Source organism: Nocardia sp. bgisy134 (assembly GCF_965341865.1).
Classification (GTDB): domain Bacteria; phylum Actinomycetota; class Actinomycetes; order Mycobacteriales; family Mycobacteriaceae; genus Nocardia.
The window spans coordinates 68,974-95,166 of sequence record NZ_CBDQZP010000006.1; the positions used below are offsets into that span (position 1 = coordinate 68,974).

General features: G+C 69.3%; 28 protein-coding genes. 13 read left to right on the top strand and 15 right to left on the bottom strand.

The window, feature by feature from the left end; all coding sequences use genetic code 11:
* Positions 1-115 precede the first annotated feature (115 nt).
* From ACRWNM_RS12860 to ACRWNM_RS12870, 3 genes are all read left to right on the top strand, one after another.
* Positions 116-604 carry a hypothetical protein gene (locus tag ACRWNM_RS12860; protein WP_431966939.1) on the top strand — a complete coding sequence of 163 codons (489 nt, stop codon included), beginning with the start codon at positions 116-118 and terminating at the stop codon, positions 602-604.
* Between the two features lie 116 nt (positions 605-720).
* Positions 721-1,167, top strand: a complete 447-nt coding sequence (locus ACRWNM_RS12865) for a hypothetical protein (protein ID WP_431966941.1) — start codon at positions 721-723, stop codon at positions 1,165-1,167.
* Between the two features lie 130 nt (positions 1,168-1,297).
* Positions 1,298-1,630, top strand: coding sequence for a hypothetical protein (locus tag ACRWNM_RS12870; RefSeq protein WP_431966943.1), 333 nt, complete (start codon positions 1,298-1,300; stop codon positions 1,628-1,630).
* A gap of 241 nt (positions 1,631-1,871) precedes the next feature.
* On the opposite strand, the gene ACRWNM_RS12875 is transcribed toward ACRWNM_RS12870, so the two are convergent.
* From ACRWNM_RS12875 to ACRWNM_RS12885, 3 genes are all read right to left on the bottom strand, one after another.
* Positions 1,872-2,561, bottom strand: a complete 690-nt coding sequence (locus tag ACRWNM_RS12875) for a winged helix-turn-helix domain-containing protein (protein WP_431958626.1) — start codon at positions 2,559-2,561, stop codon at positions 1,872-1,874.
* Positions 2,558-3,793, bottom strand: coding sequence for a sensor histidine kinase (locus ACRWNM_RS12880; protein WP_431966945.1), 1,236 nt, complete (start codon positions 3,791-3,793; stop codon positions 2,558-2,560). Before ACRWNM_RS12880 ends, ACRWNM_RS12875 begins: the two co-directional genes overlap by 4 nt.
* A 180-nt stretch (positions 3,794-3,973) precedes the next feature.
* Positions 3,974-4,516, bottom strand: coding sequence for a winged helix-turn-helix transcriptional regulator (locus ACRWNM_RS12885; RefSeq protein ID WP_431966947.1), 543 nt, complete (start codon positions 4,514-4,516; stop codon positions 3,974-3,976).
* A gap of 89 nt (positions 4,517-4,605) precedes the next feature.
* Here ACRWNM_RS12885 and ACRWNM_RS12890 point away from each other — a divergent pair, with 89 nt between their 5' ends.
* Positions 4,606-5,265 carry an NADPH-dependent F420 reductase gene (locus ACRWNM_RS12890; protein ID WP_431966949.1) on the top strand — a complete coding sequence of 220 codons (660 nt, stop codon included), beginning with the start codon at positions 4,606-4,608 and terminating at the stop codon, positions 5,263-5,265.
* 61 nt (positions 5,266-5,326) lie between these two features.
* Here the strand turns inward: ACRWNM_RS12890 and ACRWNM_RS12895 are convergent, their stop codons facing one another.
* The 6 genes from ACRWNM_RS12895 to ACRWNM_RS12920 form a co-directional block, all read right to left on the bottom strand.
* Positions 5,327-7,378 carry a CocE/NonD family hydrolase gene (locus ACRWNM_RS12895; protein WP_431966951.1) on the bottom strand — a complete coding sequence of 684 codons (2,052 nt, stop codon included), beginning with the start codon at positions 7,376-7,378 and terminating at the stop codon, positions 5,327-5,329.
* 343 nt (positions 7,379-7,721) lie between these two features.
* The gene (locus ACRWNM_RS12900; protein WP_431966953.1) at positions 7,722-8,459 is read right to left on the bottom strand and encodes a phosphoglyceromutase; all 738 of its coding nucleotides are present in this window, start codon (positions 8,457-8,459) and stop codon (positions 7,722-7,724) included.
* Between the two features lie 43 nt (positions 8,460-8,502).
* Entirely contained in the window at positions 8,503-9,396 is an 894-nt protein-coding gene (locus ACRWNM_RS12905) for an ROK family protein (RefSeq protein WP_431966955.1), read from the bottom strand.
* Between the two features lie 765 nt (positions 9,397-10,161).
* Positions 10,162-10,665 carry a YbjN domain-containing protein gene (locus tag ACRWNM_RS12910; RefSeq protein ID WP_431966957.1) on the bottom strand — a complete coding sequence of 168 codons (504 nt, stop codon included), beginning with the start codon at positions 10,663-10,665 and terminating at the stop codon, positions 10,162-10,164.
* A complete protein-coding gene (mshA, locus tag ACRWNM_RS12915; RefSeq protein ID WP_431966959.1) occupies positions 10,662-12,074 on the bottom strand; it encodes a D-inositol-3-phosphate glycosyltransferase in 1,413 nt (470 codons plus the stop codon). Before mshA ends, ACRWNM_RS12910 begins: the two co-directional genes overlap by 4 nt.
* Positions 12,075-12,199: 125 nt before the next feature.
* Entirely contained in the window at positions 12,200-13,021 is an 822-nt protein-coding gene (locus ACRWNM_RS12920; protein ID WP_431966961.1) for an alpha/beta fold hydrolase, read from the bottom strand.
* A gap of 97 nt (positions 13,022-13,118) precedes the next feature.
* On the opposite strand from ACRWNM_RS12920, the gene ACRWNM_RS12925 reads away from it, so the two are divergent.
* Positions 13,119-13,853, top strand: coding sequence for an SDR family NAD(P)-dependent oxidoreductase (locus ACRWNM_RS12925; RefSeq protein ID WP_431966963.1), 735 nt, complete (start codon positions 13,119-13,121; stop codon positions 13,851-13,853).
* Between the two features lie 207 nt (positions 13,854-14,060).
* Positions 14,061-14,522 (top strand): large conductance mechanosensitive channel protein MscL, encoded by a 462-nt coding sequence (gene mscL / locus ACRWNM_RS12930; protein WP_431966965.1) that lies wholly within the window; start codon positions 14,061-14,063, stop codon positions 14,520-14,522.
* A gap of 24 nt (positions 14,523-14,546) precedes the next feature.
* Here the strand turns inward: mscL and ACRWNM_RS12935 are convergent, their stop codons facing one another.
* Both ACRWNM_RS12935 and ACRWNM_RS12940 read right to left on the bottom strand, forming a co-directional pair.
* Positions 14,547-15,749, bottom strand: a complete 1,203-nt coding sequence (locus tag ACRWNM_RS12935) for a L,D-transpeptidase (RefSeq protein ID WP_431967422.1) — start codon at positions 15,747-15,749, stop codon at positions 14,547-14,549.
* Positions 15,750-15,846: 97 nt separating this feature from the next.
* Positions 15,847-16,911: a UDP-N-acetylmuramate dehydrogenase gene (locus ACRWNM_RS12940; RefSeq protein WP_431967424.1), complete on the bottom strand. Its 1,065-nt coding sequence runs from the start codon at positions 16,909-16,911 to the stop codon at positions 15,847-15,849.
* Between the two features lie 67 nt (positions 16,912-16,978).
* Here ACRWNM_RS12940 and ACRWNM_RS12945 point away from each other — a divergent pair, with 67 nt between their 5' ends.
* From ACRWNM_RS12945 to ACRWNM_RS12960, 4 genes are all read left to right on the top strand, one after another.
* A complete protein-coding gene (locus ACRWNM_RS12945; protein WP_431966967.1) occupies positions 16,979-17,464 on the top strand; it encodes a DUF2505 domain-containing protein in 486 nt (161 codons plus the stop codon).
* Between the two features lie 41 nt (positions 17,465-17,505).
* Positions 17,506-17,730, top strand: coding sequence for a hypothetical protein (locus ACRWNM_RS12950; RefSeq protein WP_431966969.1), 225 nt, complete (start codon positions 17,506-17,508; stop codon positions 17,728-17,730).
* 327 nt (positions 17,731-18,057) lie between these two features.
* On the top strand, positions 18,058-18,579 hold the full coding sequence (locus ACRWNM_RS12955; protein WP_431966971.1) for a DUF2505 domain-containing protein: 522 nt from the start codon (positions 18,058-18,060) through the stop codon (positions 18,577-18,579).
* On the top strand, positions 18,549-19,349 hold the full coding sequence (locus ACRWNM_RS12960; protein ID WP_431966973.1) for a class I SAM-dependent methyltransferase: 801 nt from the start codon (positions 18,549-18,551) through the stop codon (positions 19,347-19,349). The genes ACRWNM_RS12955 and ACRWNM_RS12960 overlap by 31 nt, the downstream gene beginning before the upstream one ends.
* Here the strand turns inward: ACRWNM_RS12960 and ACRWNM_RS12965 are convergent.
* The gene (locus tag ACRWNM_RS12965; RefSeq protein ID WP_431966975.1) at positions 19,343-20,839 is read right to left on the bottom strand and encodes a hypothetical protein; all 1,497 of its coding nucleotides are present in this window, start codon (positions 20,837-20,839) and stop codon (positions 19,343-19,345) included. The two genes, ACRWNM_RS12960 and ACRWNM_RS12965, sit on opposite strands and share 7 nt — an antisense overlap.
* 88 nt (positions 20,840-20,927) lie before the next feature.
* On the bottom strand, positions 20,928-21,536 hold the full coding sequence (locus tag ACRWNM_RS12970) for a hypothetical protein (RefSeq protein WP_431966977.1): 609 nt from the start codon (positions 21,534-21,536) through the stop codon (positions 20,928-20,930).
* Positions 21,537-21,635: 99 nt separating this feature from the next.
* On the opposite strand from ACRWNM_RS12970, the gene ACRWNM_RS12975 reads away from it, so the two are divergent.
* On the top strand, positions 21,636-22,370 hold the full coding sequence (locus ACRWNM_RS12975) for an LmeA family phospholipid-binding protein (RefSeq protein WP_431966979.1): 735 nt from the start codon (positions 21,636-21,638) through the stop codon (positions 22,368-22,370).
* A gap of 63 nt (positions 22,371-22,433) precedes the next feature.
* Here ACRWNM_RS12975 and deoC read toward each other — a convergent pair whose 3' ends face one another.
* A complete protein-coding gene (gene deoC, locus ACRWNM_RS12980; protein WP_431966981.1) occupies positions 22,434-23,102 on the bottom strand; it encodes a deoxyribose-phosphate aldolase in 669 nt (222 codons plus the stop codon).
* Between the two features lie 158 nt (positions 23,103-23,260).
* On the opposite strand from deoC, the gene ACRWNM_RS12985 reads away from it, so the two are divergent.
* Positions 23,261-23,857 carry a GNAT family N-acetyltransferase gene (locus tag ACRWNM_RS12985; RefSeq protein WP_431966983.1) on the top strand — a complete coding sequence of 199 codons (597 nt, stop codon included), beginning with the start codon at positions 23,261-23,263 and terminating at the stop codon, positions 23,855-23,857.
* Between the two features lie 133 nt (positions 23,858-23,990).
* Positions 23,991-24,881: a formyltetrahydrofolate deformylase gene (purU, locus tag ACRWNM_RS12990; RefSeq protein WP_431966985.1), complete on the top strand. Its 891-nt coding sequence runs from the start codon at positions 23,991-23,993 to the stop codon at positions 24,879-24,881.
* A 106-nt stretch (positions 24,882-24,987) separates the two neighbouring features.
* Here purU and ACRWNM_RS12995 read toward each other — a convergent pair whose 3' ends face one another.
* Complete coding sequence (locus tag ACRWNM_RS12995) at positions 24,988-26,031, bottom strand: alpha/beta fold hydrolase (protein ID WP_431966987.1); 1,044 nt, start codon at positions 26,029-26,031, stop codon at positions 24,988-24,990.
* Positions 26,032-26,193 lie beyond the last annotated feature (162 nt).

Sequence of the window (26,193 nt, forward strand, 5' to 3'; positions counted from 1 at the left end):
CCACGCCGCACGCCCTAGCGGACGCTTGTCCAGTTTTGCGAAACGCCAACATTTCACACATTCGGTCGCTTACTGTGCGGAGGCCCACATCCAGTGGGCAGCACAGGAGAACACCATGAGTATCACCACGCCAGGCCTGGTCGGGCGCCGGATCGGCACCGGACTCGCGGGCTTCGCCGCGGCGACGGCCGTCGCCGTCTTCGCGGCGCCGCAGGCGCACGCCACCGTCGACTCGATCACCGTGTCGGGCACCGACCACACCATCGACACCACCTACACGCTGCGCGCCGAGCTCAGCGGCGCGGGCATCGGCCTGCTTGTCTATTGGTCGGACAACGGCGATCAGATCACCGGCCCGAAGGTGCCGTGGCCGGTCGGCGAATCCTCCGTCAGCTGGACGCCGAAAACGCCGGGGCAGCACCTGATCACGGCCTCGCAGGGCGGCAGCACCAAGACCATAGTCGTGCAGGTGACCGACCCGAGCGACCCGGGCGACCCCGGCGACCCGGGCGACCCCGGAGATCCCGGAAATCCGGGCGGGGGCACCGGCAGTGCGGGAACGGGCAGCGCGGGCAAGCTGCTCGGCAGCCTGTTCGGACGCTGAGTCCCGGTTCTTCCGAACGCATTTCGGCGCGGCCGAACTCACGCCGAAATCTGAAATATCTCCGCTTCAAAGAGTAGGGTCCAGTCGATCGACATGGTCGGCACAGGAGGAGCACCATGACATCACTCAGCATCATCCGGCGCGGGGCGGGCGCCGGACTCACCGCGTTGGCCGCCGCCGTCACCGTGCTCGCGGCGCCGTCGGCGTATGCGGCCGTGCAGTCGGTCTCGGTCGAGGGCAGCGACCACAAGGTCGGCACCACGTACACCATCACAGCCGAGGTCGGCGGCGCGTCCGGCGGCCTGCTGGTCTACTTCAGCGACAACGGCGAATTCATCGGCGGGCCAAAGGTTCCGTGGCCGCCGGGCAGCGCGACCATCGAATGGAAGCCGAGCACGCCCGGCCAGCACATCATCACCGTCGAGCAGGGCGGCACCACCAAGTCCATCGTGGTCGAGGTGTCCAAGGCGAGCAGCGGCGGCACCGGAAGTTCGGGCAGCTCCTCCCTCAGCGGCACCGGCAGCGCGGGCAAGTTGCTCGGCGGACTGCTCGGCAGCAGCTGAAAGACTCGGTGTGCAGACCGTGACTTCGCGGTCTGCACACTCCCCTGACCAGCGCGGGTGAGCCGAGCACACCCGGCAGGTCATCTGTTCGCCATGCGCGCGTCACCCATTTCGGGTTTGATCTCGGTTCATGAAGAAAGCGCTCACCCTCGCAACCCTCGTCATCGGCGCGACCATGGCCATGGCCGGCGGCGCCCACGCCGAGCCCGACGCGGATCCGACCAAATTCTCGGACTTCACCGCCACTTTCGTGCCCGCGACCGATCCGTCCGCGGTGAATGCCGCGAAAGAGGGCAAGAACGTCATCATGAGCCCCTACGGCACCGGCCGCACCATCGCCTGCCGCGGCAACGGCACCAGCGTCCCGCTCTACGACTGCATGCAGGAAGACGATCTCGGCTGGATCACGCTGCGCAAGACCGACGTTCCCGGCATCGGCCCGACCTGGGTCTACCTCCCGTAGGAAACGCCGCAGACGGCGTCCGCCGATCGGACGCCGTCCGGGCAAGATCCGCCGACTGCCAGTGCGGCGGCGGTACGCATCGAAGACGTTGCCGGACAACGTCCGCCACCAGACCGCGCACGGCCGGAGCGAAGGCGGAGGTACGCCTTCAGGGGGCTCGCTACGCACACAGCATGAACGGGCCCCGGTTCCGCGCTCGGGGTGAGGACGTGGAACCGGGGTCCGTTCGCTGTCTCGGCGCTCAGGCCTCGAGCTTGTACCCGAGACCGCGCACGGTCACCAGGTGCTCGGGCTTGGCCGGATCGGCCTCGATCTTCGAGCGCAGCCGCTTGACGTGCACGTCGAGGGTCTTGGTGTCGCCCACGTAGTCGGCGCCCCAGACCCGGTCGATCAGCTGGCCGCGGGTCAGCACCCGGCCGGAGTTGCGCAGCAGGTACTCGAGCAGATCGAATTCCTTGAGCGGCAACGTCACCGGCTTGCCGTTGACCAGCACGGTGTGGCGGTCCACGTCCATCCGGACCGGACCGGCCTCCAGCACGCCGTTCTCGCTACCGCCTTCGAGCTCTTCGCCAGAACCGCGGCGCAGCACCGCGCGGATGCGCGCGATGAGTTCACGCGCCGAGTACGGCTTGGTGACGTAGTCGTCGGCGCCCAGTTCCAGGCCGACCACCTTGTCGATCTCGCTGTCCCGCGCGGTCACCATGATGACCGGCACGCCGCTGCGGGTGCGCAGCTGCTTGCACACGTCGGTGCCGCTCATACCCGGCAGCATCAGGTCCAGCAGGACGATGTCGGCACCGGAGCGGTCGAATTCGGCGAGCGCGGACGGGCCGTCGCCCACCACGGTGACCTCGAAGCCCTCCTTGCGCAGCAGGAACGCGAGCGGATCGGCCAGCGACTCCTCATCCTCGACGATCAGAACACTCGTCATCTGCGTGCCTCCACACCATTCGGTCTGCCCGTCCCCTGGGGGCGCGGGCCGGTTTCCTTCGTGCTCACCACGGGGCCTTCGGCTTCCTCGTCGCTGTCGGTCTCGAGGTGGGCGGGTATTCGCAGGGTGAACGTCGACCCGGTGCCCAGCTTGCTCCACAGGGTGATCTCACCGTTGTGGTTGGCCGCCACGTGCTTGACGATAGCGAGCCCCAGGCCGGTACCACCGGTGGCGCGCGAACGCGCCTTGTCGGAACGGAAGAACCGTTCGAACACCCGCTCCTGGTCTTCCTTCGGTATGCCGATGCCGCGGTCGGTGACCGCCATGGCGACATGGTCGCCGCGCAGCGACCGGCTCACCGAGACGTGCGAACCGGTCGGCGAGTAGGCGATCGCGTTCTCCACCAGGTTGGACAATGCGGTGACGAGCAGCGTCTCGTCGCCGAGGACCTCGAGCCCGCTCGGCCGATCGGTGCTGACGGTGATGCCCGCCGCCTCGGCCGCGGTGCGCGAGCGGTCCACCGCCTGCATGACGACGGTGTCGACGTCGACGACCTCGAGTTCAGGCAGCTTCTCCGCGCCCTGTAGTCGCGAGAGCGCGATCAGCTCGGTCACCATCTTGCCGAGGCGGCGGGATTCGCCGAGCACGCGTTCGCCGAAGTGGCGCACCGCCTCGGGATCGTCGGCGGATTCCAGCAGCGCCTCGGCGAGCAGGCTCATCGCACCGACGGGGGTCTTGAGCTCGTGACTGACGTTCGCGACGAAATCGCGCCGGGTGGCCTCCATGCGGGCCTGCTCGGAATCGTCGTCGGCGAACAGCACGGTGAAACCGGTCTCCTCCAGCGAGAGCGGCCGTGCCACCCCGCGCACCGCGATCCTGCTGCGGCCCGGCATCGGGTTCTTCGCGGTCAGGTCGAATTCGGCGGACTCCCCGCTGCCGAGCACCTTCTCCACCGCGGCCCACGCGCGTTCGTCGAGCAGGCGGTTGCGGACCAGGCCGAGTTCCTCGGCGCGCGGGTTCACGAGCACCACGTCGCGGTACTGGTCGACCACCGCGATGCCGCTCTCGGAGGCGAGCACGATCAGGTCGAGCACCTGCGACATGGTCAGCCCGGAATCGGCCTGCCGACGGGCGGCCTGACGGGCGTTCACGTACGGAATCAGCAGCCCACCGACTGCCAGGCCGACGACAGCCGCAAGAACTGCCAACAACACGACCTGCGGAACACTCACACTTGAATCGTACGGTCGCCAACCGACCGACCAACGCCGGGTTCACGAAGTTTCATGCAGGTCATAGGGCATTCCAGGGCCGTTAGCCGTGTGTTTACGCATTGTTCCGACTAGGGGTGGCGTCGCGCGTCGCCGCGAGCAAGATCAGCCCCGGCCGGTGGACGAGATCGATGGCGGCGGTCAATCCCCCTCCCCCGCGAGGGCCGCGTTCACCGCCCTGCCGTGCTTGTCGACCCACTCGCCGAGCGCGTAGATCGGCCCGAGCAGATCGTGGCCCGCCACCGTGAGTTCGTACTCGACGCGCGGCGGCGCTTCGGCGTAGCGGCGGCGGCGCACCAGCGTGAGTTGCTCCATCCGGCGCAGGGTCTGCGTGAGCATCTTCTGACTGATCCCGCCGATCGCGGTGCGCAGCTCGCTGGGACGCATCGGCCCGTCCCTCAGCATGTAGACGATCACCGGCAGCCAGGAGTTGCCGAACAGGTCGACGCCCATCCGCGCGGGGCAGTCCGATTCGTAGTCGCCGTAGGGCGGGTAGTCGATCCGGACCGGTTCCGCCTCGTTCGGCATCGGAACGCTCGCCACGGGTTCATGCGCTGTTGTGGGGTCCGGGTCGTGGAACCGGGTCAGCGGGGACTGGGCAGCGCCTTCCGGCTGCGGTGCCATTGCTGCGCGGGACATCGGTCCGGCGTTCGCGCTGCCGGTGTCGGCGGGTGACGCGGTCATGTGTTCAGCATGGCACCGCCGTTGGGCACCCGGAGGTGCCTATCGAACTCTCTACCGTCAGAACCACATTCGACAACGAGGAGTTCACAATGCGAATCGGAATCATCGGGACGGGCGCGATGGCGCGGGCGCTCGGCGGCGGCTGGGCCGCGGCCGGGCACGAGGTCCGCTTCGGCGCGCGGCGCAGCGAAGGGGCTGTCGAACTGGCCGACGCAGTTGGTCACGGCGCACGAGGCGGGAGCATCGACGAGGCGGCCGGGTTCGGGGAGGCGGTGCTGCTCGCGGTTCCGGTCGACGCGCTGGACGCCGTCCTCCGATCCACCGGCCTCGACGGCCGCGTCCTCATCGACTGCACCAACGCCTTCGAGCCCGACGCCGCCGCACCCGACGGCACGATGAATTTCGTCCTCGGCGAGGACGCGGTGGCCGAACGCATCGCCGCCACCGTCCCCACGGCACACGTGGTGAAAGCCTTCAACATCTGCGCGGCCGAAGTGTGGGCGGCGCAGGAGCGCGCTTTCGAGGGCAGCCCGCTCTCCGTTCCCGTCTGCGGCGACGACCCGGATGCCGTACGCCTCGTCGCCGGTTTGGCCGAGGACCTGAAGCTGCGGCCGTTTCCGGCGGGTGGGTTGCATCGGGCTCGGTACTTGGAGGCCGCTTCGGTTCTGACGGTCGGGCTCTGGTTCGCCGGGCACGACAGCCGGGCGATGCTCCCACCGCTCGCCGCCGCGTTTGCCGCGCGCGATTGATGGGAGGCAGACGCCTGGTGAGGCACCTTCTGTTTCGAAGACGCCCCTCGGGAGACGGGATTCACCAACCGTGATTGCCGCGTACCGGAATGTTCACGAAGCTCGGGCGCTCCGGGTCCAGCTGCACGTGCTGCGGCTTCAACTCCGTGTCGAGCAGCATCGGCAGGACCGGCAGGCCCTTGGGGAAGTTCCCCGCGAACACGTCCACCCGCAGGCGGTGGCCCGGCTGTAGAACCGCCTCGGTGGCGCTGAGCGTGATGTCCAGCGTGGCGGCCTCACCCGGCACGGTCGGCTGCCTGGTCTCCAGCGAGGTGAACGGCCGCGGGTCGGTGTAGTCGCCGTTGGCCGAGCGGGTGCTGTTGGCCTCGTCCACCTGCCGCAGCGAGGCCATCAGCTGACCCGAGGTGAGCACGGTCGACTGGCCGTCGGGCGCGACGTCGTTGACGGTCACCGTCCAGTAGCCGTCGGCCGCGTCCTGAACGGTGTTGAGCCGCACCGCGATCGGGCCGGAGATGGTGGTCGTGTCGGCCACCGGCGCGCTGGTGAAGGTGAGCGCGTTCAACTCCGCGATACGGGAATCCTTGGCACAGCCGTCGATGATCGACAGGATGCCCGCGCTGCCCTGCGCGGCATCGTTGGAGCACACGGTGGTCAGGCCGGGCCCGACCGTCAGCCGCGCGGTGTCGGCGTTCGCGTCGCCGGTGAGCGAGCCGTCGTAGACGCTGCGCGCGGTGCCGCTGGGCTCCGCGGACAGGTACATGCGGCGGTGCTGCGCGGCGGCCTCGCCGACGGCCGACGCGCCGAAACCGTTCTGGGTGACCCATCCGCCGCCCTGCTGACGCAGGGTGACCGGGCCGTAGCTGTCGATGCCGTTGTCGATGCCCTTGAGCCACTTGTCGAACCACGCGCGCTGCAACACGTCCAGCCGCGGCGGCAGGCCCGGCTTGCCGTACTCGTTGCCGGAGTTCACGTGATAGGTGTTGCCCATCAGCAGCTGCTTCTGACCAGCGGGCAGCGGAATCTCGTTGTAGATCTGGGATTCCGAGTAGGTGAACAGGTCGTGCCAGCCGCCGACGACGAAGGTCGGCACCTGGATCTGTCTGGGATCGCTGACGTAGTCGCCGCGTTCGGGGCTGTTGTGGCTGAGCAGGCCGAGCAGGCGCGGGTCGGCGTCCTCGAAACGCGTTGCGGTGTAGGCGTTCAGGAACACGTCCATGAAGGTGAGCGGGGAGGCGGCTCGATCGGCGAGCCATTCCCAGTCGAACTGGCCGTTCACGATGGACTGGAGATCCGGCGCCCACTTGAGGGTGTTGATCGCGGTGAGCCACAGCGGGATGAAGTTGAAGCCGAAGCCGCCGCCGGGCGCGAGCACGTCGTTGACCAGGTCGCTGCCCGGCACCACCGGGAAGATCGCCTTCAGCGCGGGCGGCTGCTGCGCCGCGGCCTGCACCTGGTTGATGCCCGAGTAGGAGATGCCGTTCATGCCGACCTTGCCGTCCGACCACGGCTGGCGCGAGGCCCAGTCGATGACCTCGAGGGTGTCCTGCTGCTCGCGGGCGCGGAGCATGTCCCACTCGCCCTGCGAGAAGCCGGTGCCGCGCACGTCGACGACGACCTGCGAGTACCCGCTCTTGATCAGCTGGCGGTCCACCGTGAAGTTGCGCAGTTCGCCGCCGCCGAAAGCCTTGGTGAGGTCGGTGACGCCGGACAGCGGGGTGCCGCTGAAATCGATCTGCCGGAACAGCTCGAGCAGCGCGTCGGACAGCACCGGAACGGACTGCGCGTGGTCGGCGAGGTTCGACACCAGCTTGGTGTAGGGCGTCAGGTTGACGATGGTCGGCGTCGGCGCGTCGATCGGTCGTCCGGAGGCGTCGGCGGGCCGGTAGACGTTGCCCTTCAGCACCGTCCCATCGCTCATCGTGACCGGCACATCCCATTCGATGTGCACGTTCGGGTACTGCTGGGCGCCGTCCTCCGTCGCGGTCCACGCCGCTCCGGCGGCGCCGCCGTCGGGACCGGTCGCGGCGGGCGCGGCGGTCGCGCCAGTGGCGAGGAAAGGAACGAGCACGGCGGCGGCGAGCGCCGCGACTGTGGCCCGTAACGCGTACTTCATCGGACGTGATCCACCTCTCGGACTGGTCGAACGTCCGGAAGCATACACAACTTACCAGTCGGTAAGAACTCCCGGATTCACGGAGAGCTGATGGAATCGCAATTCACATATGCCTGACAGCACGCGATAGCCACTGGGTATGTGGGTCTTCGCGAGATCCGTGCGCCGGAATGAAGGTTTACCGCATCGGCCGCGGCCGCGCGCATGTACACGCCGGAGAGCGGGCCGAAGCGCGGCGATTCTCGCCGAGAACACAGGCATGGCGGCGCCCGGATCGACCGCCCCGCCGAACGAGAAATGCGCCGCGGTCGATTACCGACCGCGGCGCATTCTCGGTTTCGTACTACTTACCGCCCTGGCTCGCGACGGCGGCCGCGCCCGCCGCGGCGGCCTCCGGGTCCAGGTACTCGCGCGGACGCACCGGACGCAGGTTCTCGTCCAGCTCGTAGCGCAGCGGGATGCCGGTCGGGATGTTCAGGCCTGCGATGTCGTCGTCGGAGATCTGGTCCAGGTGCTTGACCAGCGCGCGCAGCGAGTTGCCGTGCGCGGCGACCAGCACGGTCTTACCGGTGAGCAGCTCCTTGGAGATGGTCGACTCCCAGTACGGGACCATCCGGTTCACCACGTCGAGCAGGCACTCGGTCTTGGGCACCTCGATGCCCGCGTAGCGCGGGTCGCCTTCCTGGCTGTACTCGTTGGCCGGGTCGATCGGCGGCGGCGGGGTGTCGTAGCTGCGACGCCACAGCATGAACTGCTCGTCGCCGTACTTCTCGCGGATCTGCGCCTTGTTCTTGCCCTGCAGCTCGCCGTAGTGACGCTCGTTGAGCCGCCAGTCGCGCACCACCGGAATCCAGTGCCGGTCGGCCGCGTCCAGCGCGATATTCGCGGTGGAGATGGCACGACGCAGCACCGAGGTGTAGACGATGTCGGGCAGGATGCCGTGCTCGGCGAGCAGCTCGCCCGCGCGCTTGCCCTCGGCGATGCCCTTGTCGGTCAGGTGCACGTCCACCCAGCCGGTGAACAGATTCAGGGCATTCCATTCGCTCTCGCCGTGGCGCAGCAGCACGAGGGTGTACGTCATGACGGTCATCCTGCCACGCGCGGCCTTCGCGCCCGAGCCCTGGTCAGGGTGCCGGAGCGAGGGCAGTGAGCAGTCCGGCGCCGACCAAGGTGGCCTGATCGCCCAATTCCGAAGGGACCACGCGCAGGTCGCGGAGAAAGTCGATGCGGGCGTGCGCGCCGAGCGCCTCCTGTAACGGTCGCCACAGTGGCTCGCCGGACTGGGCGAAACCGCCGCCGACGACGACCAGGTCCACGTCGAGCAGCGCGGCCGCCGACGAGATCACCTGTCCCAGCGCGATTCCCGCGCGCCGCAGCGCCGCCTTGGCGATCCGGTCCCCCGCCTGGGCGTCGACGGCCAACTCCACGCCGGTGTTGCCCTCCCAGCCGCGCTCGCGCGCCCACCGCACCGAGGACGGGCCGCTGGCCACCGCCTCCACGCAGCCGACGCCGCCGCAGGCGCAGGGATCGGTCGACCCCGGGACGATCATGTGGCCGATGTGACCGGCATTGCCGGTGTGCCCGACCGCGACCATGCCACCCACGACGACGCCGCCGCCGATGCCGGAGGACACCGTCATGGCCAGCGCGTCCGGCGTCTCCCGCGCCGCGCCGAAATGCCGCTCGGCCAGCGCGAGGCACACGCCGTCGATGGCGAAGCGCACCGAGGCGTCCGGGAACACTTCCTGCACCGCGGGCACCAGCGCGAATCCGTCGCGCCACTCCGGAATGTTGAGCGGGGTGGTGATGCCCGCGGGCGCGTCCACCGGACCGCACGCGCCGATGCCGACGAGGTCGATATCGGACCCGTTGGCCGCCGCGAGCAGCAGCCCGCGCACCGCGTCCCACACGCCGGTCGGCGGCACCTGGATGCGGCCGACCTCGTGCGTCATCCCGTCGGCCCCCACCAATCCGACCGCGATCTTGGTCGCGCCGATGTCCAATGCGAGAACGGTCATCTGAAACCCCCACTTCCCAACGCCACCGGACCGCCGCGATGGCGCGACGGTCCGGTGCCGAATGATCTTGCTGTGCGGTCGCCAACGGTAGTTGCCCGACGGCCGACCGGCACCATCGGTCTCCACGCCCGGCGGTCGACGAACACCATCGGCCTCCCCATCCGGCGGTAGTCGAGCATCATCAGCCTCCACATCCGGCACACCATCGGACCTCGCGCCCAGCGGTAGCCGGACGTCATCGAACTCAGCACGCGACACGCAATCATCAGCCACGGCAGTCGACAGTCGGCAGTCGGCAGTCGGCAGTCGGCAGTCGAACACCACCAGGCCTGGCGCCCAGCGGTTCCCAGACACCATCGGGACTGAGTACGCGGCAGGCAATCATCAACCACAGCCTTCGCGCGCTCGGCGAGCACAGCCAACCCTTCGGCGAGCACCATCATTCTCACCTCCCAGCGCGGCCGGCCAGCATCTCCAGCCCCAACACTGGGCGGGCGATGGGCACGATCAGGCTTGGCGGGGGCACGCTCAGCGCTCAACGGGCACCGTCGGATCCCGCGTCCGGCGGCCTAGTTGTCCAGCGCCCAGTGCGCACCGCCAGGCTTCGCGCCCAACGGTCGGCGCATCATCAGGCAGTCAGCATCTGGCAGCGCGAGGCACCGTCAGGCTTGGATCGGCGGGCATCGCCAGCTCGCGTCAGAAGGTTGCCGCGCACCATCGGGCTCACCGCCGAGTGGCTGCCGGACCCCAATCGGGTGCGGGCGGTCAGGAGTTCTCGGAGGATTCCACCAGGTGCTCGAACGCGCGCAGGTTCTTCAGTGACTCGCCGCGGGAGACCCGCCACTTCCATTCCTTCCGAATGGATTCCGCGAAGCCGAGTTCCAGTAGCACGTTGAAGTCGGCGTCGGCCGCCTCGAGCACCTGGCCGAAGATGCGATCGAGCTCGTCCTCGGTGACGGCGTGCGTGGCGATGCGGCCGACCAGGTAGATGTCGCCGACCCGGTCCAGCGTGTAGGCCACGCCGTAGAGGCGGCGGTTGCGGCGGAGCAGGAATTTGTAGACGCCCTCGAAGTTCTCGTCGGGCTTGCGGCAGACGAAGGATTCGACGCGCACGCCGTGTTTGCCGACGGTGAGCATCAGCGTCGTCTTCAGTTTGCGCTCACCGGGCAGGACGACGACGAAGACGTCCTCGCTCGGGCGGGTGTACTCGATCTCCCGGTCCCGCAGTGTCTCGTCGATCAGCCGCGCGGTGGCCTGGGTATCGGTCATCGGTGCACTCCCATCCTGCGCCGCCACAGCGCCCGCGATCTGACCTGTCCGCCCTCGCCGAGGAGCGTGGCACCGGACAGGCTAGTGCGTTCCGTCGCGAGCGGGCCGTCGAGCACCGTCGGCCGGGCGCCGCCGGACTCGCCCGCGCCGAAATCGGACAGTGCGGCGGCGTAGCTGGCGAGCAGACCGTCGGCGGTGTGCTCCCAGGAGAAGTTCGCGGCGTGCTCGACCGCACGGTCGCGCATCGCACGCAGCCGGCGCGGCTCGTCCAGCAGCGTGCCGAGCGCGGCGGCCCAGTCCGGGATGCGGTGACCGGCCACCAGCAGTCCGGTCTCGCCATGCCGGACGGCGGTGCCGAGACCGCCCACGTCGGCGGCGAGCACCGGTGTGCCGGTGGCCTGCGCCTCGATGGCGACCAGGCCGAAGGACTCGTTGTAGCTGGGCACAGCGACCAGGTCGGCGGCGCGGTACACCTGGACGAGCCGGTCCGGCGGCTGCGGCGGCAGGAAGGTCACGCGGTCGGTGATGCCGAGTTCGGCGGCGAGCTCGATCAGCGCGTCGGGACGCTCGAGGCCGGAGCCGGACGGCCCGCCGACGATCAGCACACGCAGGTTGCGGGCGGGATCGGTGCGCAGTAACTCGGCGGCGGCGCGCACGAGCACGTCGGGCGCCTTGAGCGGTTGGATGCGGCCGACGAACGCGACGATCTTCTCGTCGGCGGCCAAGCCGAGCTCGGCGCGGGCCGCGGCCTTGTCGCCGGGGCGGTAGCGGGCCAGGTCGGCGCCTGGCGGCACCACGTCGATGCGTTCGGCGTCGGCGCTGTAGAGCTCGACGAGCTGACGCGCCTCTTCGGCGGTGTTGGCGACCATACGGTCGGCCTCGGCGATGACCTGTTTCTCGCCGATCTCGCGGGTGGCGGGCTCGGGGCAGTCGCCCTCGGCCAGCGCGGCGTTCTTCACCGCGGCCAAGGTGTGCGCGGTGAATACCAGCGGCACCCGCCAGCGATCCCTGGCCAGCCAGCCGACCTGACCGGACAGCCAGTAGTGCGAGTGCACCAGGTCGTAGTGGCCGGGCTGGTGGCGCGCCTCCTGACGCAGCACCTCCGCGGTGAACGGGCACAGCTGAGTGGGCAGGTCGTGCTTGTCGAGCCCCTCGAACGGGCCCGCCACCACATTGCGTACCAGCACGCCCGGTCCCGCCTCCTGTACCGGAGGCACGTTCGAGGAGGTGGCGCGGGTGAAGATCTCGACCTCGGTCCCGCGTCGTGCCAGCTGAAGAGCCGTTTGCAGCACATAGACGTTCATGCCGCCCGCGTCGCCGGTGCCCGGTTGCGCGAGCGGTGAGGTGTGCACCGACAGCACGGCTATCCGATTCGGCCGTAGGTCTGCACGTTGACTCACACCATCCATAGTGCACGGTGGCTAACCGCTCCCGACGCCGCCTACCGGCCAAGTGAGAGTCATCACACACCGCGAGCCGGTGGGCTCGCCGAACGCGTTGACCTGCGATTCGAATGTATGTGCGTACCGAAGGGCTACAGGCTGTCGGCGAACTCGGTGACTTCGGCGACGAAGCGCGGGCGGTCCTCGATGAACAGACCGTGTTGCGCATCCGGCCAGAACGAGGTGCGCGCGTGCGGGGTGTTCTCCGCGATGTAGCGGCCGTTCTCGACGGGCACCACCGGGTCCGCTTCGCCGTGCAGCACGAGCACCGGAATGTCCAGGGCGCGAAGGGTTTCGGTGTTGTCGACGGAACGGTAGAACAGCGCCTTGCGCACCGAGGGCGGGGTGGACAGGCTGATGCCGAAGAGCCGCTGGGCGTCCACGCCCTTGTCCGGACCCGGACCGGTATTGGCGTTGCCGAACACGGCGAAGGCCCTGGTGGCGCGGCCCGCGCTGGTCTCGAAGACGCCGGGGATGGCCTGCTGCATGGCCGTTCCGGTGGCCGCGCCGGGCACGTCGCGGCCGATGTTGGCCATCGAGCCGGTGAACACCACGCCCGCCACCGCGCCCGTGCCGTAGGCGGTGAGGTAGTCGCTGATCACGATGCCGCCGTAGGACCAGCCGAGCAGCACCGCGCCGGACGCGATCCCCTCGGCCGCGAGCACCGCGGCGAGGTCGGCGGCCCAGTTCTTGGGGTCGTCGTAGCCGATCTCCGGGACGCCGGAATAGCCGTGACCGCGCAGATCGACCGCGATCACCCGGAAGCGGCCGGCCAGATCGTCGGCCGCGCCGCCCCAGCAGCGCAGGCTCGCCGACCAGCCGTGGACCAGGACGAGGGGCCGCCCGTCGGAGGGGCCGTCGACCCGATAAACGATGGTGGTGCCGTCCGCGCTGACCGCTTCCCGAAGTGCCATGGCACCCAGCGTAAGGGCGCGCGCCGACGATCCGCGCGGGGTGATCCGCGCGACAGCGCGCGGCACCCGCAAACACTCCGCACATAAGATCGCCCCCATGAGCAATCGCACCGCCGTCGTCACGGGAGCCAGTTCGGGCATCGGGGAAGCCACCGCGCGGGAACTCGCGGCACAGGGCTACCACGTGTACGTCGGCGCGCGCAGGCTCGACAGACTGAAGGCTCTCGCCGACGAAATCGGCGGCACGGCAATGGAACTCGACGTCACCTCGGAGGAGTCCGTCGCGGCGTTCACCGACGCGGTGCCGACGGTCGACGTGCTGGTCAACAACGCGGGCGGCGCGAAAGGCCTTGCGCCGGTGAGCGAGGCCGATCTCGACGACTGGCGCTGGATGTGGGAGACCAACGTGCTGGGCACGCTGCGCGTCACGAAGGCGTTGCTGCCCAAGCTGATCGCGTCCGGCGACGGCCTGATCGTCACCATCACCTCGGTCGCCGCGTTCCACACCTACGACAACGGTTCCGGTTACACCTCGGCCAAGCACGCCCAGGCCGTGCTGCACCGCACCCTGCGCGGCGAGCTGCTCGGCCAGCCGGTGCGGCTCACCGAGATCGCGCCCGGCGCGGTGGAGACCGAGTTCTCGCTGGTGCGTTTCGACGGCGACGCCGAGCGGGCGGCGAAGGTGTACGAGGGGATCGATCCGCTGGTCGCCGCGGATATCGCCGAGATCGTGGGGTTCGTCGCCTCACGGCCGCCGCACGTGAATCTGGACCAGATCATCGTGAAGCCGCGGGATCAGGCCGATCCGGGACGATTCGCGCGGCGTTCCTGAGCCGCTCGCTCGCCGCGCGCGGCGGCGGGCCCGCCGATGCTGCGGGCGGACGAGTCCAGGGCGCACGACCGACGGCTCGATGGTGTCCTTATTGCCGGAAATCATCCACAAGATCGTTTGCTGTGAATTCGCCGAGTTGCGGAGTCGCGGTTAGCATCGGATGGTTTTTCTGAAATTCGACTACACCAGATTGGAGTTGTTCGACTCATGCTCAAGGGCTTCAGAGAGTTCCTGATGCGCGGCAATGTCATCGATCTCGCCGTGGCGGTCGTGATGGGCACCGCGTTCACGGCGGTGGTGACCGCGGTGACCAAGGGCGTCGTCAACCCGTTGCTCGCCGTTCTCGGCAACGCCAACGAACTCGGCCTCGGCTTCCACCTGGTGCCGAGCAAGCCCGCGACGTTCATCGCCGTCGGCCCGATCGTCACCGCGATCATCGACTTCGTGATGATCGCCGCGGTCCTCTACTTCGTGCTCATCCTGCCGATGAAGACCCTGAAGAACCGGTTCGGCACCACCAAGGCCGCCGAGCCCACCGAAATCGAACTGCTCATCGAGATCCGCGACCTGCTCGCCAAGCAGAGCGCCGACGCCCGCGCCACGCAGAACGCCGAAACGCTGGCGAAGCTCGACCGGGTCGACCCCACAGTCGGCAGCTCGCAGCGGTAGGGACGATCCCGGCCGGAGGTGCGCCTACCGCGGCGGACCCGGCGTGACCGGCGTCGCGGAGACGACCGGGGCCGCGGAACCGTCCAGCGCGGACATCGTCTTCCAGGTGGCCCAGTCGATGGTCCAGTCGTAGAGGTCGCCGTCGGCGGCGGAGAGAGCGATCGAGGTGCCGGTGACCTCGACCGGGTCGCCGTAGAGCGCGGTCGGGAAATACGCCTGGGCGTCGGCGGGCGAGAGGTTGATGCAGCCGTTGGTGACGTTCGCCGAGCCCTGCGCCGACAGGGATTCCGGGTTGGCGTGGATGAATTCGCCGTTGTTGGAGATGCGCACCGCCCACCGTTCCCTGACGTTGGTGTAATACGGCGGATTCGACATCAGGAAATCCTCGTACTTCTCGGTGACCACGTGGACGCCCGAGCGCGTCACATTGCGCGCCTCGTTGCCCTCGCCGTAGCTCACCGCGAAATCGAAGACGGTCTGCCCGTCGCGCACCACGCGCATGCGATGGCTCGGCGCGTTGGCCTCGACGATCTGGCTGCGGCCGATGCGGAAATCCGAGGTGAGGTCGGAGTAGCCGTAGTGGCCGCCGCCCAGGTCCAGTCCGTAGAACTTGGCCGCGACGTGCACGGTGGTGCCGGGCGTCCAGTACTGCTTCGGCCGCCAATGCAATCGCGAGCCGCCGTTGTCGTCGGGGAACCAGGCCCATGCGCCCTCGGTGGCCGGATCGGTGGTGACGGTCAGCGCCTTCTCCACCTCCGCCTTGTTCGTCACGGGGGACTTGAACTGGAGGATGATCGGCGCGGCGATGCCGACCTCCTGGCCGTCGCCGATATTGACCGTCGCGGGGACGGTGCTCTTCGGGGTGAGCGTGTGGAACGAGCCGTCGATCGGGACGGACTTGCCGTTGGCGCCGACGGCGGTGCCCGACCAGGTGTAGGCGGCGTCGTAGCCGAGCGGTTCGGTGATGCGGAAGGTGCGCCTGTCCTGGCTCAGCTCGCCCTGCACCTGCTTGCCCGCCGCGTTGGTGAGCGCCACCTGGTCGATCACTCCGTCCGCGACCGTCACGGAGACGGGTGCGACCGGGTTGACGTCCTCGCCGTCGTCGGCGGGTGTCATGGTCACTTCGGCCACCGGACCGGATGCGGCGCCGGGCTTGCCGTCGCCGCCGGCGGAGCAACCCGCCACCAGCGCGATCACGACGAGCAATACGGCCGACACGGCGGCCATCGGTCGACGGGTCACGGGACGCTTACTCACCGCATCGAATCTACGCCTGGCTAACGATCGTGCTGGTCATCGCGCTGCGCGCCCGCTGTTCCCCCGATCAGAGCGTGACACCGACGGTGACGGGTTCGGGTTCGAGCCGGATGCCGAAACGCTCGGCCACGCCGTCACGCACGACGCGGGCGAGCGCCACCAGGTCCGTGGCGGTCGCGGCGCCGCGATTCGTCAGTGCCAGTGTGTGTTTCGTCGAGAGTCGGGCCGCGGCGTCGGGGCCGGGGAAGCCCTTGGCGAAGCCCGCCCGTTCGATGAGCCAGCCCGCGGAGAACTTCACGCCGTCCTCGGCCGGATAGGTGGGAATCATGACGTCACCCACATGGGCCGTGATCGCGGCCCGCACCTCGGGCACCCGCGCGTGCGGAACCACCGGGTTGGTGAAGAACGAGCCCGCGCTCCAGGTGTCGGGATCGGCGGCGTCGAGCACCATGCCCTTGCCTGCCCGCAGGCGCAGCACCGCCTCTCGCACCAGCGCCGCGGGCTTGGTCTCGCCCTCCGCGGCTTCCAGCACCCTGGTCAATTCGCCGTAGCGCAGCGGTGCGCTGGTTCCGCCCGGGTTCAGTGCGAAATCCACCTCGAGCACCACCGCGTCGTCGCGGTGCTTGAGCACGCTGGTGCGGTAGCCGAAGCCGAGCTCGGCGGGCTCCACCCAGCGGATCTCGCCGCTCGCCCGGTCCAGCAGCCGCACCCGGCGCAGCAGATCGGCCACCTCGACGCCGTAGGCGCCCACGTTCTGCACCGGCGTCGCACCCGCGGAACCCGGTATGCCGGACAGGCATTCGAGCCCGCCGAGACCGGCCGCCACGGTCGCGGCGACCACCGCATCCCAATTCGCGCCCGCCTCGGCCACGACGCCGTCCGCGCCGATCCGGACGTCCTCGGTCGCGATACGCACCACCACGCCGTCGAACCCGGCGTCATCGATGAGCAGGTTCGAGCCGCCGGCGAGCAGCAGCACCGGAACGCCCGCCGCGTCCAGCGCGCGCACCGTCGCCACCAGCGACTGCGTCGAGGCGCATTCGGCGACGAGCGCGGGACCGCCGACCCGCAGCGTGGTCAGCTCGGCAAGCCGCACCTCGTCGCGCACCAGCGCGCCGGTGTCGGCAAGCACATCGCGCGCCCGATCGGTCGCCACCACACGTGAAGTTCGCACGCTCCAGACGGTAGCGTGTCCAACCATGGCTACACCCTTGGCGTTCACGGCCCGCTATTCCCACTCGGTCGCCGCCGTGCGCGCGGCCTTCGGCAACGAGCAGTACTGGAAGGACCGTATCGCCGAGGTCGGCGGGCCGAACGCTCGCCTCGAGTCGGTCACCGTGCAGAGTGACCAGGTGCGCGTCGAGATGGTGCAGGCCATCGCCGCCGAACAGCTGCCGCCCGCCATCACCGCCGTGCGCCCCGGCGACCTGATCATCCCGCGCACCGAGAACTGGACCGGCAACACCGCCGACTTCGACGTCCGCGTCGAGGGCGCCCCCGCCACCATCCGCGGCGCCATCACCCTGACCGGCGACGGCACCTCCGCCACCACCACCGTCGAAGGCACCATCGAAGTCAAGGTCCCCCTCTTCGGCGGCAAGATCGAATCCGCCATCCAGGAACGCCTCACCGAACTCCTCCAGTCGGAAGAAGAGTTCACCAACATCTGGCTCACCCAGCACTGAGGACCAACTGGCCGAGGCCGTCAAGCGAAACCCTCAACGCGGTGGTCGCCCGCGTCGAACACGTCTTACTCGATGACCTGGCCGATCTCGACCACATCACCGCCCTGGGACGAGTCATGGGCTGGATCGGCGCCCCGCAGGACATCGCCTCCACCACGGCCAAACGCCTCGACTGGCCCGTGTTGACGCTCGAGGCTTCGCGCTGGCAGCCGATCGATCAGAAGCTGCCGTGGCAGGTGCCGGTCGTCGAGTCGAAGGAGCCCTGAAGACAAGGCGCGATAGCGCGCCAATCCCCGCCCTCGACCTGGGTAGCCACGGCACAGCTGCCGAGTCTCCGCATGGCGATGGCGGCAGGCGAAATCCCGCCGCCGAGCAGGCACAGTGCCACGGCGCACGCCGACCCCAAACGCAGCATCCCTGCCCCTGCCGACCACCCCCAGGGCGAGTCTTACGAGCCCGTTCGCAGCCGTCTCGCGTCCGAGCGGTCGAAGCGCATGCGACGCAGTCGCGAGTCTCGACCGCTCGGACGCGAGACATAAAGGGCCGCGAACCCGCGCGCGCCAGCGCGCCGACAACTCAGTACCCTTTCCCGAATGGCACGCCGACTGGACTACTCCGCCCGCTACCCGCTGCACACCACCAAGGAGCTGTACGCGGCGCTGTCGACCCGTGAGTACTGGGAGGCGCGGGTCGCCGAGATGCGGAAGTACACGCCGGACAACGAGGTGAGCAGCCTCGAGGTGAGCGATTCGGGGATCGAGGTCGTCCTGCGTCACACCCTGCCGCGCGAGATGCTGCCGGAGATCGCGCAGACGGTGATGCGCAAGGACATGATCATCACCCGCAAGGAGAGCTGGGGCCCGTACAACGGCGAGGAGACGGTCGGCAAGTTCTCGGCGTCGATTCCGGCCGGGCCGGGCAGCCTGGGCGGCACCATCAAGCTGTTCCCCACCGAGACCGGCTGCACCGTCCGTTTCTCCTCGGAGGCGAAGGTGTTCATTCCGATGGTCGGACCGCGGCTCGAGCAGCTGATGCTGGTGAACCTCGTCGATCTGTTCCGCGGCGAGGCCGAGGAAACGGTGAAGTGGCTGGAAGAGCGAAACCCGACCAGCTGAACAAACCGATAGGCACGATCACCAGGGGGACCACCGGCGTCAACCGGCTGCGGCGCAGTGACCGCTGGCTGATGCACGACGAGTTGGTCACCGCGCGCCTGTCGGCGGCGCTCGATCCCTTGGTGGTGGATCTCGGGTACGGCGCGAGTCCGTGGACCACTTTCGAGCTGGCGGCCAGGCTGCGCACTGTGCGCCCGGACGTGCGGATGGTGGGTCTGGAGATCGATCCGGACCGGGTGGTGCCGGGCCGCGACGGCGTCTCGTTCGCCAGGGGCGGTTTCGAGCTGGCCGGTCTGCGTCCCGTACTGGTGCGCGCGTTCAACGTGCTGCGCCAATATCCGGAGTCCGCGGTGCCGGACGCCTGGTCGACCATCCGGTCGGCGATGGCGCCCGACGGTCTGCTCGTCGACGGCACGTGTGACGAACTCGGCCGCCGCAGCGCCTGGGTGCTGCTGGACCGCACCGGCCCGCTGTCACTGACGCTGGCCTGGGATCCGTTCACCGTCGAACGGCCTTCCGATATCGCCGAGCGGCTGCCGAAGGCGCTCATTCACCGCAATGTGCCCGGCGAGCCGATCCACGCCCTGCTGCTGGCCGCCGATCGCGCGTACGCGCACGCCGCGCCGCTCGCGCCGTTCGGGCCACGCGTCCGCTGGCGCGCCGCCGCGGAACAGCTTCGCGCGCAGGGCTTTCCGGTGCGCGACTACCGCAGGCGCATGCGCGACTGCGTGCTCTCGGTGCCGTGGTCGCTCGTCGCGCCCCGTCAGTGACCGCGTTCGGCCGAGCGCAGCAGCCCGCGCAGGTGTCCGGTGACGATCGCGACGGGCAGCAGAGACCGCGGCTCGAATGGCAGCCGCCAGAGCCCGCCGTGCGCCGCGCCCGCCGCGAAGAGGGATTCCGGGTTCGGATCGGCCGGGGCCGGGTCGTTGAGGTCGGCGACCAGCTTGGCGGCGAGCAGGGTGCGGGCGGTGTCGGGTTCGAAGATCTCCACGCCGTAGCGGTGCGCGCCGCGGCAGGCGGCGGCCAGTGAGCGCTGGGACAGCACCCCGCGAGTCCAGGTCGGCGGCGCGACGGTGTAGGAGACCAGGTGGCCCGCGGCCCGAGCGGAGAGCGTGCGCCAGCGCAGGATCCGCTGGGCGAGCGCGTGATTCGGTCCCTGAAATGGAAACAGCGCGTCGGTGACGGACCAGTTCGCGCCCGTGCCATCGGCCACCACGGTCCGATAGTTCGGCTGGTAGAGGGCGGATCGGGTCAGCACGCGCAGTGCGTCTCGACCGAGCCTCTGCGGCCCGCGCTCGTGCAGACGCGAATGCGCTTGCGCGAAGACCGATTCCGGCACCGCGTAGCAGTCCGTCGGCGAGCCCGCCCCGGCCAGCGCGGCGTCGGGCCGCGCGGCGAGCAGGTCGGCGGCCAGCAGATCGAGGGCGGCGGCGAGCCTGACACCGCCGGGGCCGCGGCGCGTCACGTACCCGCCGAACACCGGAAAGATCTCGCCGGGCAGGTGTTCTCGGATCCAATGCACCAGGGCGGGGAACTGACTGGTGATGTCGGCGCCGGGTTCCCCGTCGACCAGCGGATAGCGCAGCACGCCCGCGCCCGCCTCGGCCTCCCGCACCAGCTCGTGCCAGCGCGCGGGACCCGGTCGCGCCACGGCGAGCACGTCGGCGCCCCAGCGCAGCAGCGGGCGCAGCGGCGTCAGCTCCCCCGCGCCTGCGACCACCACCCGAAATCCCGGCAGCGCCAGCCACTCCGGATGGTCGATCACCCGTTCCACCGCGGCGGCGAAACCGGGTTCCACGATCCCGCGCTGCCGCCAGTCGGTGAGCTTGCGTTGCAGCGCCTCCTCGGCCAGCACCGCGCCGCCGAACGGAACCTCCAGGCGGCGAGCGATTTTCCCCGCGCCTCGGGCGGTTCCCGTGTCGAGCCCGCCGTCGGCAGCCACCGCTCCGATCTCCACCCCGCGCAGCGGCTCCACGCTGTACCCGGCGACGAACCGCAGCAGATCGCGTGTGGCGCGCAGTCCTTCGCCCGCGATGCCCACCGACGCGTCGGTCGCGCTGGCCGCCAGCGCGGTCATCCCCCGAAACACCGAGCGATACTGGCGCGACCAGTCGCGGCAGGTCTCGACCCACTGCGCGAGATCGGCGTCGTACCGGCGCACGGCGTCGGCGATCACGGCGGTGGCGAACATGTCGCCGACCCGATCGGGCGCTCCGGACGGAAAAACCAGATCCCACCTGCCCGTACCTACCGACCCCATGATCAGTCACCCTGCCACGATCGCGCGCCCGGCAAAACCGGACGAACCCGGAATTCATAGCAGGACCGGATGATCGCGGCCACGCGTCTCACAGCCCCGTCAGCGCGCGATGCACCCTGGCCGCGGCCCTCGGTGGCAGACGCACACTGGCCGAACGGATTTCCGAGCCCGCGCACCGGCGGATGGCGACCGCGTCGCCGACCACCTCGTCCAGCGCCGCCTGCCCGATGTCGGCCTCGGCGAGATCGAGCACGGTGCGCACCGGCGTCGTCACCAGGAACGCGCCCGCCGATTCCACGTCCGAGCCGATCAGCGGACGGCGCAGCACCACGAGTCGCGGGGTCACCGGCGGGCGACCGGCGCCCACCGACAGATGCAGAAACCGCGGGCGCAACCGCCCCATACCGTGCAATTCGGCCGCGCTCTGGTGCGAAACGGCGGCGGCGCCGTCGAACCAGGCCGCCCACATCGCGTATTCGTCCAGCGGCCCCTCCGGCCATTCGGTCAGCCGCAGCATTCCGACGCCGGCCCTTGTCACCGATCCGTCCCCCAGCCCCGCCCGCACCTTGGCCTCACATCCCGTGCGCAACACCTGGCGTGTGGTGAAGAATCCGGCGTGTCGCCCGGCCAGCCTGCGCAGCACACGCCACCCTTGGTCCACTGATTCGGGTGCGCGGCCCGCCGCATCGCCAGCCATGCAGACCAGGCTACGCTCGAATTCTGTGTCACATGTCACATTCGAGACCCTCAACGCGCCCACAGAGCGCACACAGAAACGTCGTGAAGAATCGTCCGCATGAGTACGAAGCCGTCCACCGCGCTGAAAGTCAGCAGGCGCACGCTGGTGATCGCCCTGGTCGTGGTCGCCACGTTGCTCGTCACGATCCTGGTCGGCGGCGAGGCGTACGCGCGCCACGTCGTCTCCCGTTGCATCAGCAGCCAGTTCGAGAAAGAGATGGGCTCACAGATCGAGGTGGGCTTCGGCGCCAAGCCGATGCTGATCACCTGGCTGGACGGGAAGGTCTCGTCGGTCACCGTGGACAGCAAGGACAACAAGTTCGGTCCCGCCGTCGGCATGGTGGTGCACGCCGAGTTCAACGACCTCGAAGGCGTGAACAGCGGCAACGGCGGCGGCAGCGTCGGCAGCTCCTCCGCGGACGTCACCTGGAGCAACGAGGGCATCCAGGAGACGCTGGGCGGCATGGTCAGTGGCGTCCGCTCGTCGTCGGCCACCGGCATGATCACGCTCGACGTGCTCGGCGGACTCGCCCAGCTACAGGTGCATCCCGAGGTACGCAACGGTGCCGTCGAGGTGCAGACCAAGTCGGCCGAGCTGCTCGGCATCGGTCTGCCGACCGATCTGGTCGAGGGCATCGTCGACGTCATCACGCAGAGCCTGCAGAGCTACCCGATGGGCCTGAAGGCCACCGAGATCAAGGTGACCGACAACGGCGTCGCGGTGCAGCTGGCAGGCGGTCACACCGAACTGCCCGCCGCCGACAACAGCAACAACGCCGAGCTGCGCTGCTGATCTGCGACGACGAAACATCCTCCGCTCCGGCCGTTTTCCGCGCACACGCGCGGCGGCCGGAGCTCAGGCGGGGAAACCCTCCAGCACCGCACGGGATTTCGACAGACCGAGCCGGGTCGCGCCCGCGGCGATCAGCTCGGCCGCCGCCTCGGCCGTGCGGATGCCGCCGCTGGCCTTGATCCCGAGCCTGCCGCCGACGGTATCGGCCATCAGCCGCACCGCGTGCGCGCTCGCGCCGCCCGCGGGATGGAATCCGGTGGAGGTCTTCACGAAATCGGCGCCAGCGCGCTCGGCGACGCGGCACACCTCGACGATCGCGTCGTCGGGCAGTGCGGCCGATTCGATGATGACCTTGAGCACCGCGCGATCGGCGATGGCCTCGCGCACCGTGACGATGTCGGCGAGCACGGCGTTGTACTCGCCCGTCAGCGCCGCGCCCACATCGATGACCATGTCGACCTCGGCAGCGCCCTGATCCACCGCGAGCCTGGCCTCGGCGCCCTTCACCAGCGAATGATGTTTGCCCGAGGGGAATCCGGTGACGGTGGCGAGCACCAGTCCCGGCGCGCGCACCGGAAGCATCGACGGCGACACGCAGATCGCGTAGACCCCGAGTGCGCGTGCCTCGTCCACCAGCGCGGCGACCTCGGCGGGCGTCGCCTCCGGCGCCAGCAAGGTGTGATCGATGATGGCGGCCACTTCGGCCCTGCTCAGCGACGCGGAATCAGACATGTTTCGAGAGTCTGGCACACGCGAGGCGAATTCCGTTGCGTGCCTGGCGAGGCGTAACGCACACTCGTATGTGTCGGTGGATCCGCGGGCTCCGGGAAGCTCGGCCACCTGACGAGCGTTGTGCGGAGGGCCCAACTCGTTCGGGAGGAGACGACACCGTGCTGATCCGACGCGAACGCGCCGAGGACGCTCCCGCCGTCGCGTCGGTGCACCGCAGCGCCTTCGGCGCGCTGTACGCACGCGAGCACGCAGGACGCGCCGCCGGGACACCGCCCGGTGGTACCACAGGTCCGTCACCCGGCGAAGCCACCGGGCTGTCGCCTGCCGAACCGCCCGAGGTCGATCTGGTCGCGCGGTTGCGCAGCGACGCGGGCTGGATCCCCACCCTGTCGCTGGTCGCGGTGGAGTTCGACACGGTGATCGGGCACGTCTGCCTCACCCGCGCCGCCGTCGGCCCGTTCCCCGCGCTCGGCCTCGGGCCGTTGGGCGTGCACGCGGAGCACCAGGGCGTCGGCGTCGGCTCCGCGCTCATGCACGCGGCCCTCGGCGCGGCCGACGCGCTCGACGAACCGCTGGTCGGCCTGCTCGGCAGCCTCGACTACTACCCGCGGTTCGGGTTCGTGCCCGCCGCTCGTCTCGGGATCGCCCCGGACGAGCCCGACTGGGTGTCGCACTTCCAGGTCCGCCCGCTCACCACCTACGAGGACCAGATCACCGGCGAATTCCATTACGCCGAACCGTTTTACGAGCTCTGATCAGATAGCCCGGAATTCGACGACCCGAGACGCCGCGGCCCCCTCCCGGCGAACGCCGGGCATCCGACGAGAGGCCGCACAGAACAACCGGTCCTGGTGCATCGCGTGAAGCGGAACCTGGGAGGATGGGCCGATGAGTTCCGCTCCATCCGCCCCGGACGATCGCCGTTTCGTGCTGACGCTGGGCTGCCCGGACCGACCCGGCATCATCGCAGGGATCACCTCGTTCATCGCCGAGTTCGGCGGGTCGATCGTGGAGGCCGGTTACCACTCGGACACCGACACGGGCTGGTTCTTCACCCGGCAGGCGATCAAGGCCACGACGGTGCCCTTCGGCATCGCGGAACTGCGCGACCGGTTCACCGCGATCGCCGACCGGCTCGGCCCGGAGACGGAGTGGCAGCTGCACGACACCGGCGAACGCCGCCGCGCGGTGCTGCTGGTCAGCAAGGAGGGCCACTGCCTGCACGACCTGCTCGGCCGCGCCGCCTCGGGTGAACTACCCGCCACCATCGAGGCCGTCATCGGCAACCATCCGGATCTGGCGGCGATGACCGAGGCGCACGGCGTGAAGTTCCATCACGTGCCGTTCCCCAAGGATCCGGCCGAGCGCGGCCCCGCCTTCGAGCAGGTGCGCGAACTGGTCGACGCGCACGATCCGCACGCGGTGGTGCTGGCTCGCTTCATGCAGGTGCTGCCCGCCGAACTGTGCGAGCACTGGGCGGGCCGGGCCATCAACATCCACCACAGCTTCCTGCCCTCGTTCGTCGGCGCCCGCCCGTACCACCAGGCTTTTGCCCGCGGCGTCAAGCTGATCGGCGCCACCTGCCACTACGTGACCGCCGAACTTGACGCGGGTCCGATCATCGAGCAGGACGTGATCCGCATCGATCACGCCGACGAGGTGCGTGACATGGTGCGCCAGGGTCGCGACATCGAACGCGTGGTGCTGGCCCGCGGCTTGCGCTGGCACCTGGAGGGCCGGGTGCTGGTGCACGGCCGCCGCACCGTCGTGTTCAACTGAACCGCCTCCGCGGCGACGTCGGTACGCACCGGACCCCCCTCGCGCGGCGGCCCCGATCGGAGACATCGTCGGCTCCGGTCGGGGACAGCGCGGGATCGGCCTCGGATCAGCCGACCGCTTCGGTGCGCGCGGGTGTGTACACCGAGTCGAGCACCCGGGCGAGTTCCTCGTTGAACCGCTCGAACATCTCGACATTGCCGAGGTGGCCGGTCTTCAGCACCTCGTAGCGCTCCAGGCTGCCTACCGACTCGAGCATCTCGGCGATGATCTCCGAGTGCAGCGGCGGCGTCATGTCGTCGGCGGATCCGGCCAGGATCGTGGTCGGCACCACCAGATTCTTGGCCGATTCGCCGAGATCCATGATCGCGAGCAGCCTGCCGAATTCGGCGCGCACCAGCGCGGGACACGAACGCACCACGGCCATGCTGTAGTCCACCAGATCGCCGGTGGAGTCCAGGCTCATGATCTGGCGGGCGAAGACCCATTTGACCGGCTTGATCGGCGGAAACACGATCGGCGTTCCGAGCCCGAGCTTGCCGATGACGTGCGGCAGCGATACGCCGGTGCGATTCCACGGCAGCGGCCGGTTGAAGAACGGCACCACGGTGGTGGTGGCGACCAGGCCGTGCGGCGCGGTGTTGGTCAGCAGCACCGCCTCGGCGCGCCGGGTGACCTCCTCGGGGTAGCGCCCGGCCCAGGCTTGCAGCGTCATGCCGCCGAGGCTGTGGCCGACCAGCACGGCCTTGCGGCCCGCGGGAAGGGCGGCCCTGAGCACCGCGGCGAGGTCGTCGGCCAGCAGATCCATGGTCAGCGGGGACGAGCCGCGCTCGCTCGCACCGTGTCCGCGCTGGTCATAGGCGATCACACGGTATTCGCCAGCGAAGGCGTTGATCTGGGCGTTCCAGTACTCGATGGCGCAGGTCCAGCCGTGTACCAGCACGATGGCGGGAGCGTCGACCGGACCGTACGCGTGCACCCGCAACTTCGTGCCGTCGGGCGCGGTCACCGGGATGACGTCACCCGGGACGGTGGGCGGGTTCAGCGCGGCGATCGAGTAGGTCCGCGCCCTGAGGTTGGCGCGATGTACCTCGAGCAAGCTCCGGACCTTCCCCGGAAGCTCCGCCAACGCGGGCGGCAACTGTGCACGCATTCGGACACTCCTTTGTGTTACTGATAATTACAGTAACCCGAAGTACCGCCTGCTAGCTAGTGCAAGCACAAGAAAATCGCCGCCGCCCGGTCGGAGGGCAGCGGCGATCAGAGCGCCTACCAGCGGAGGCGCGAAGTCTGCTTGCTGATGCAAGCACGAGAA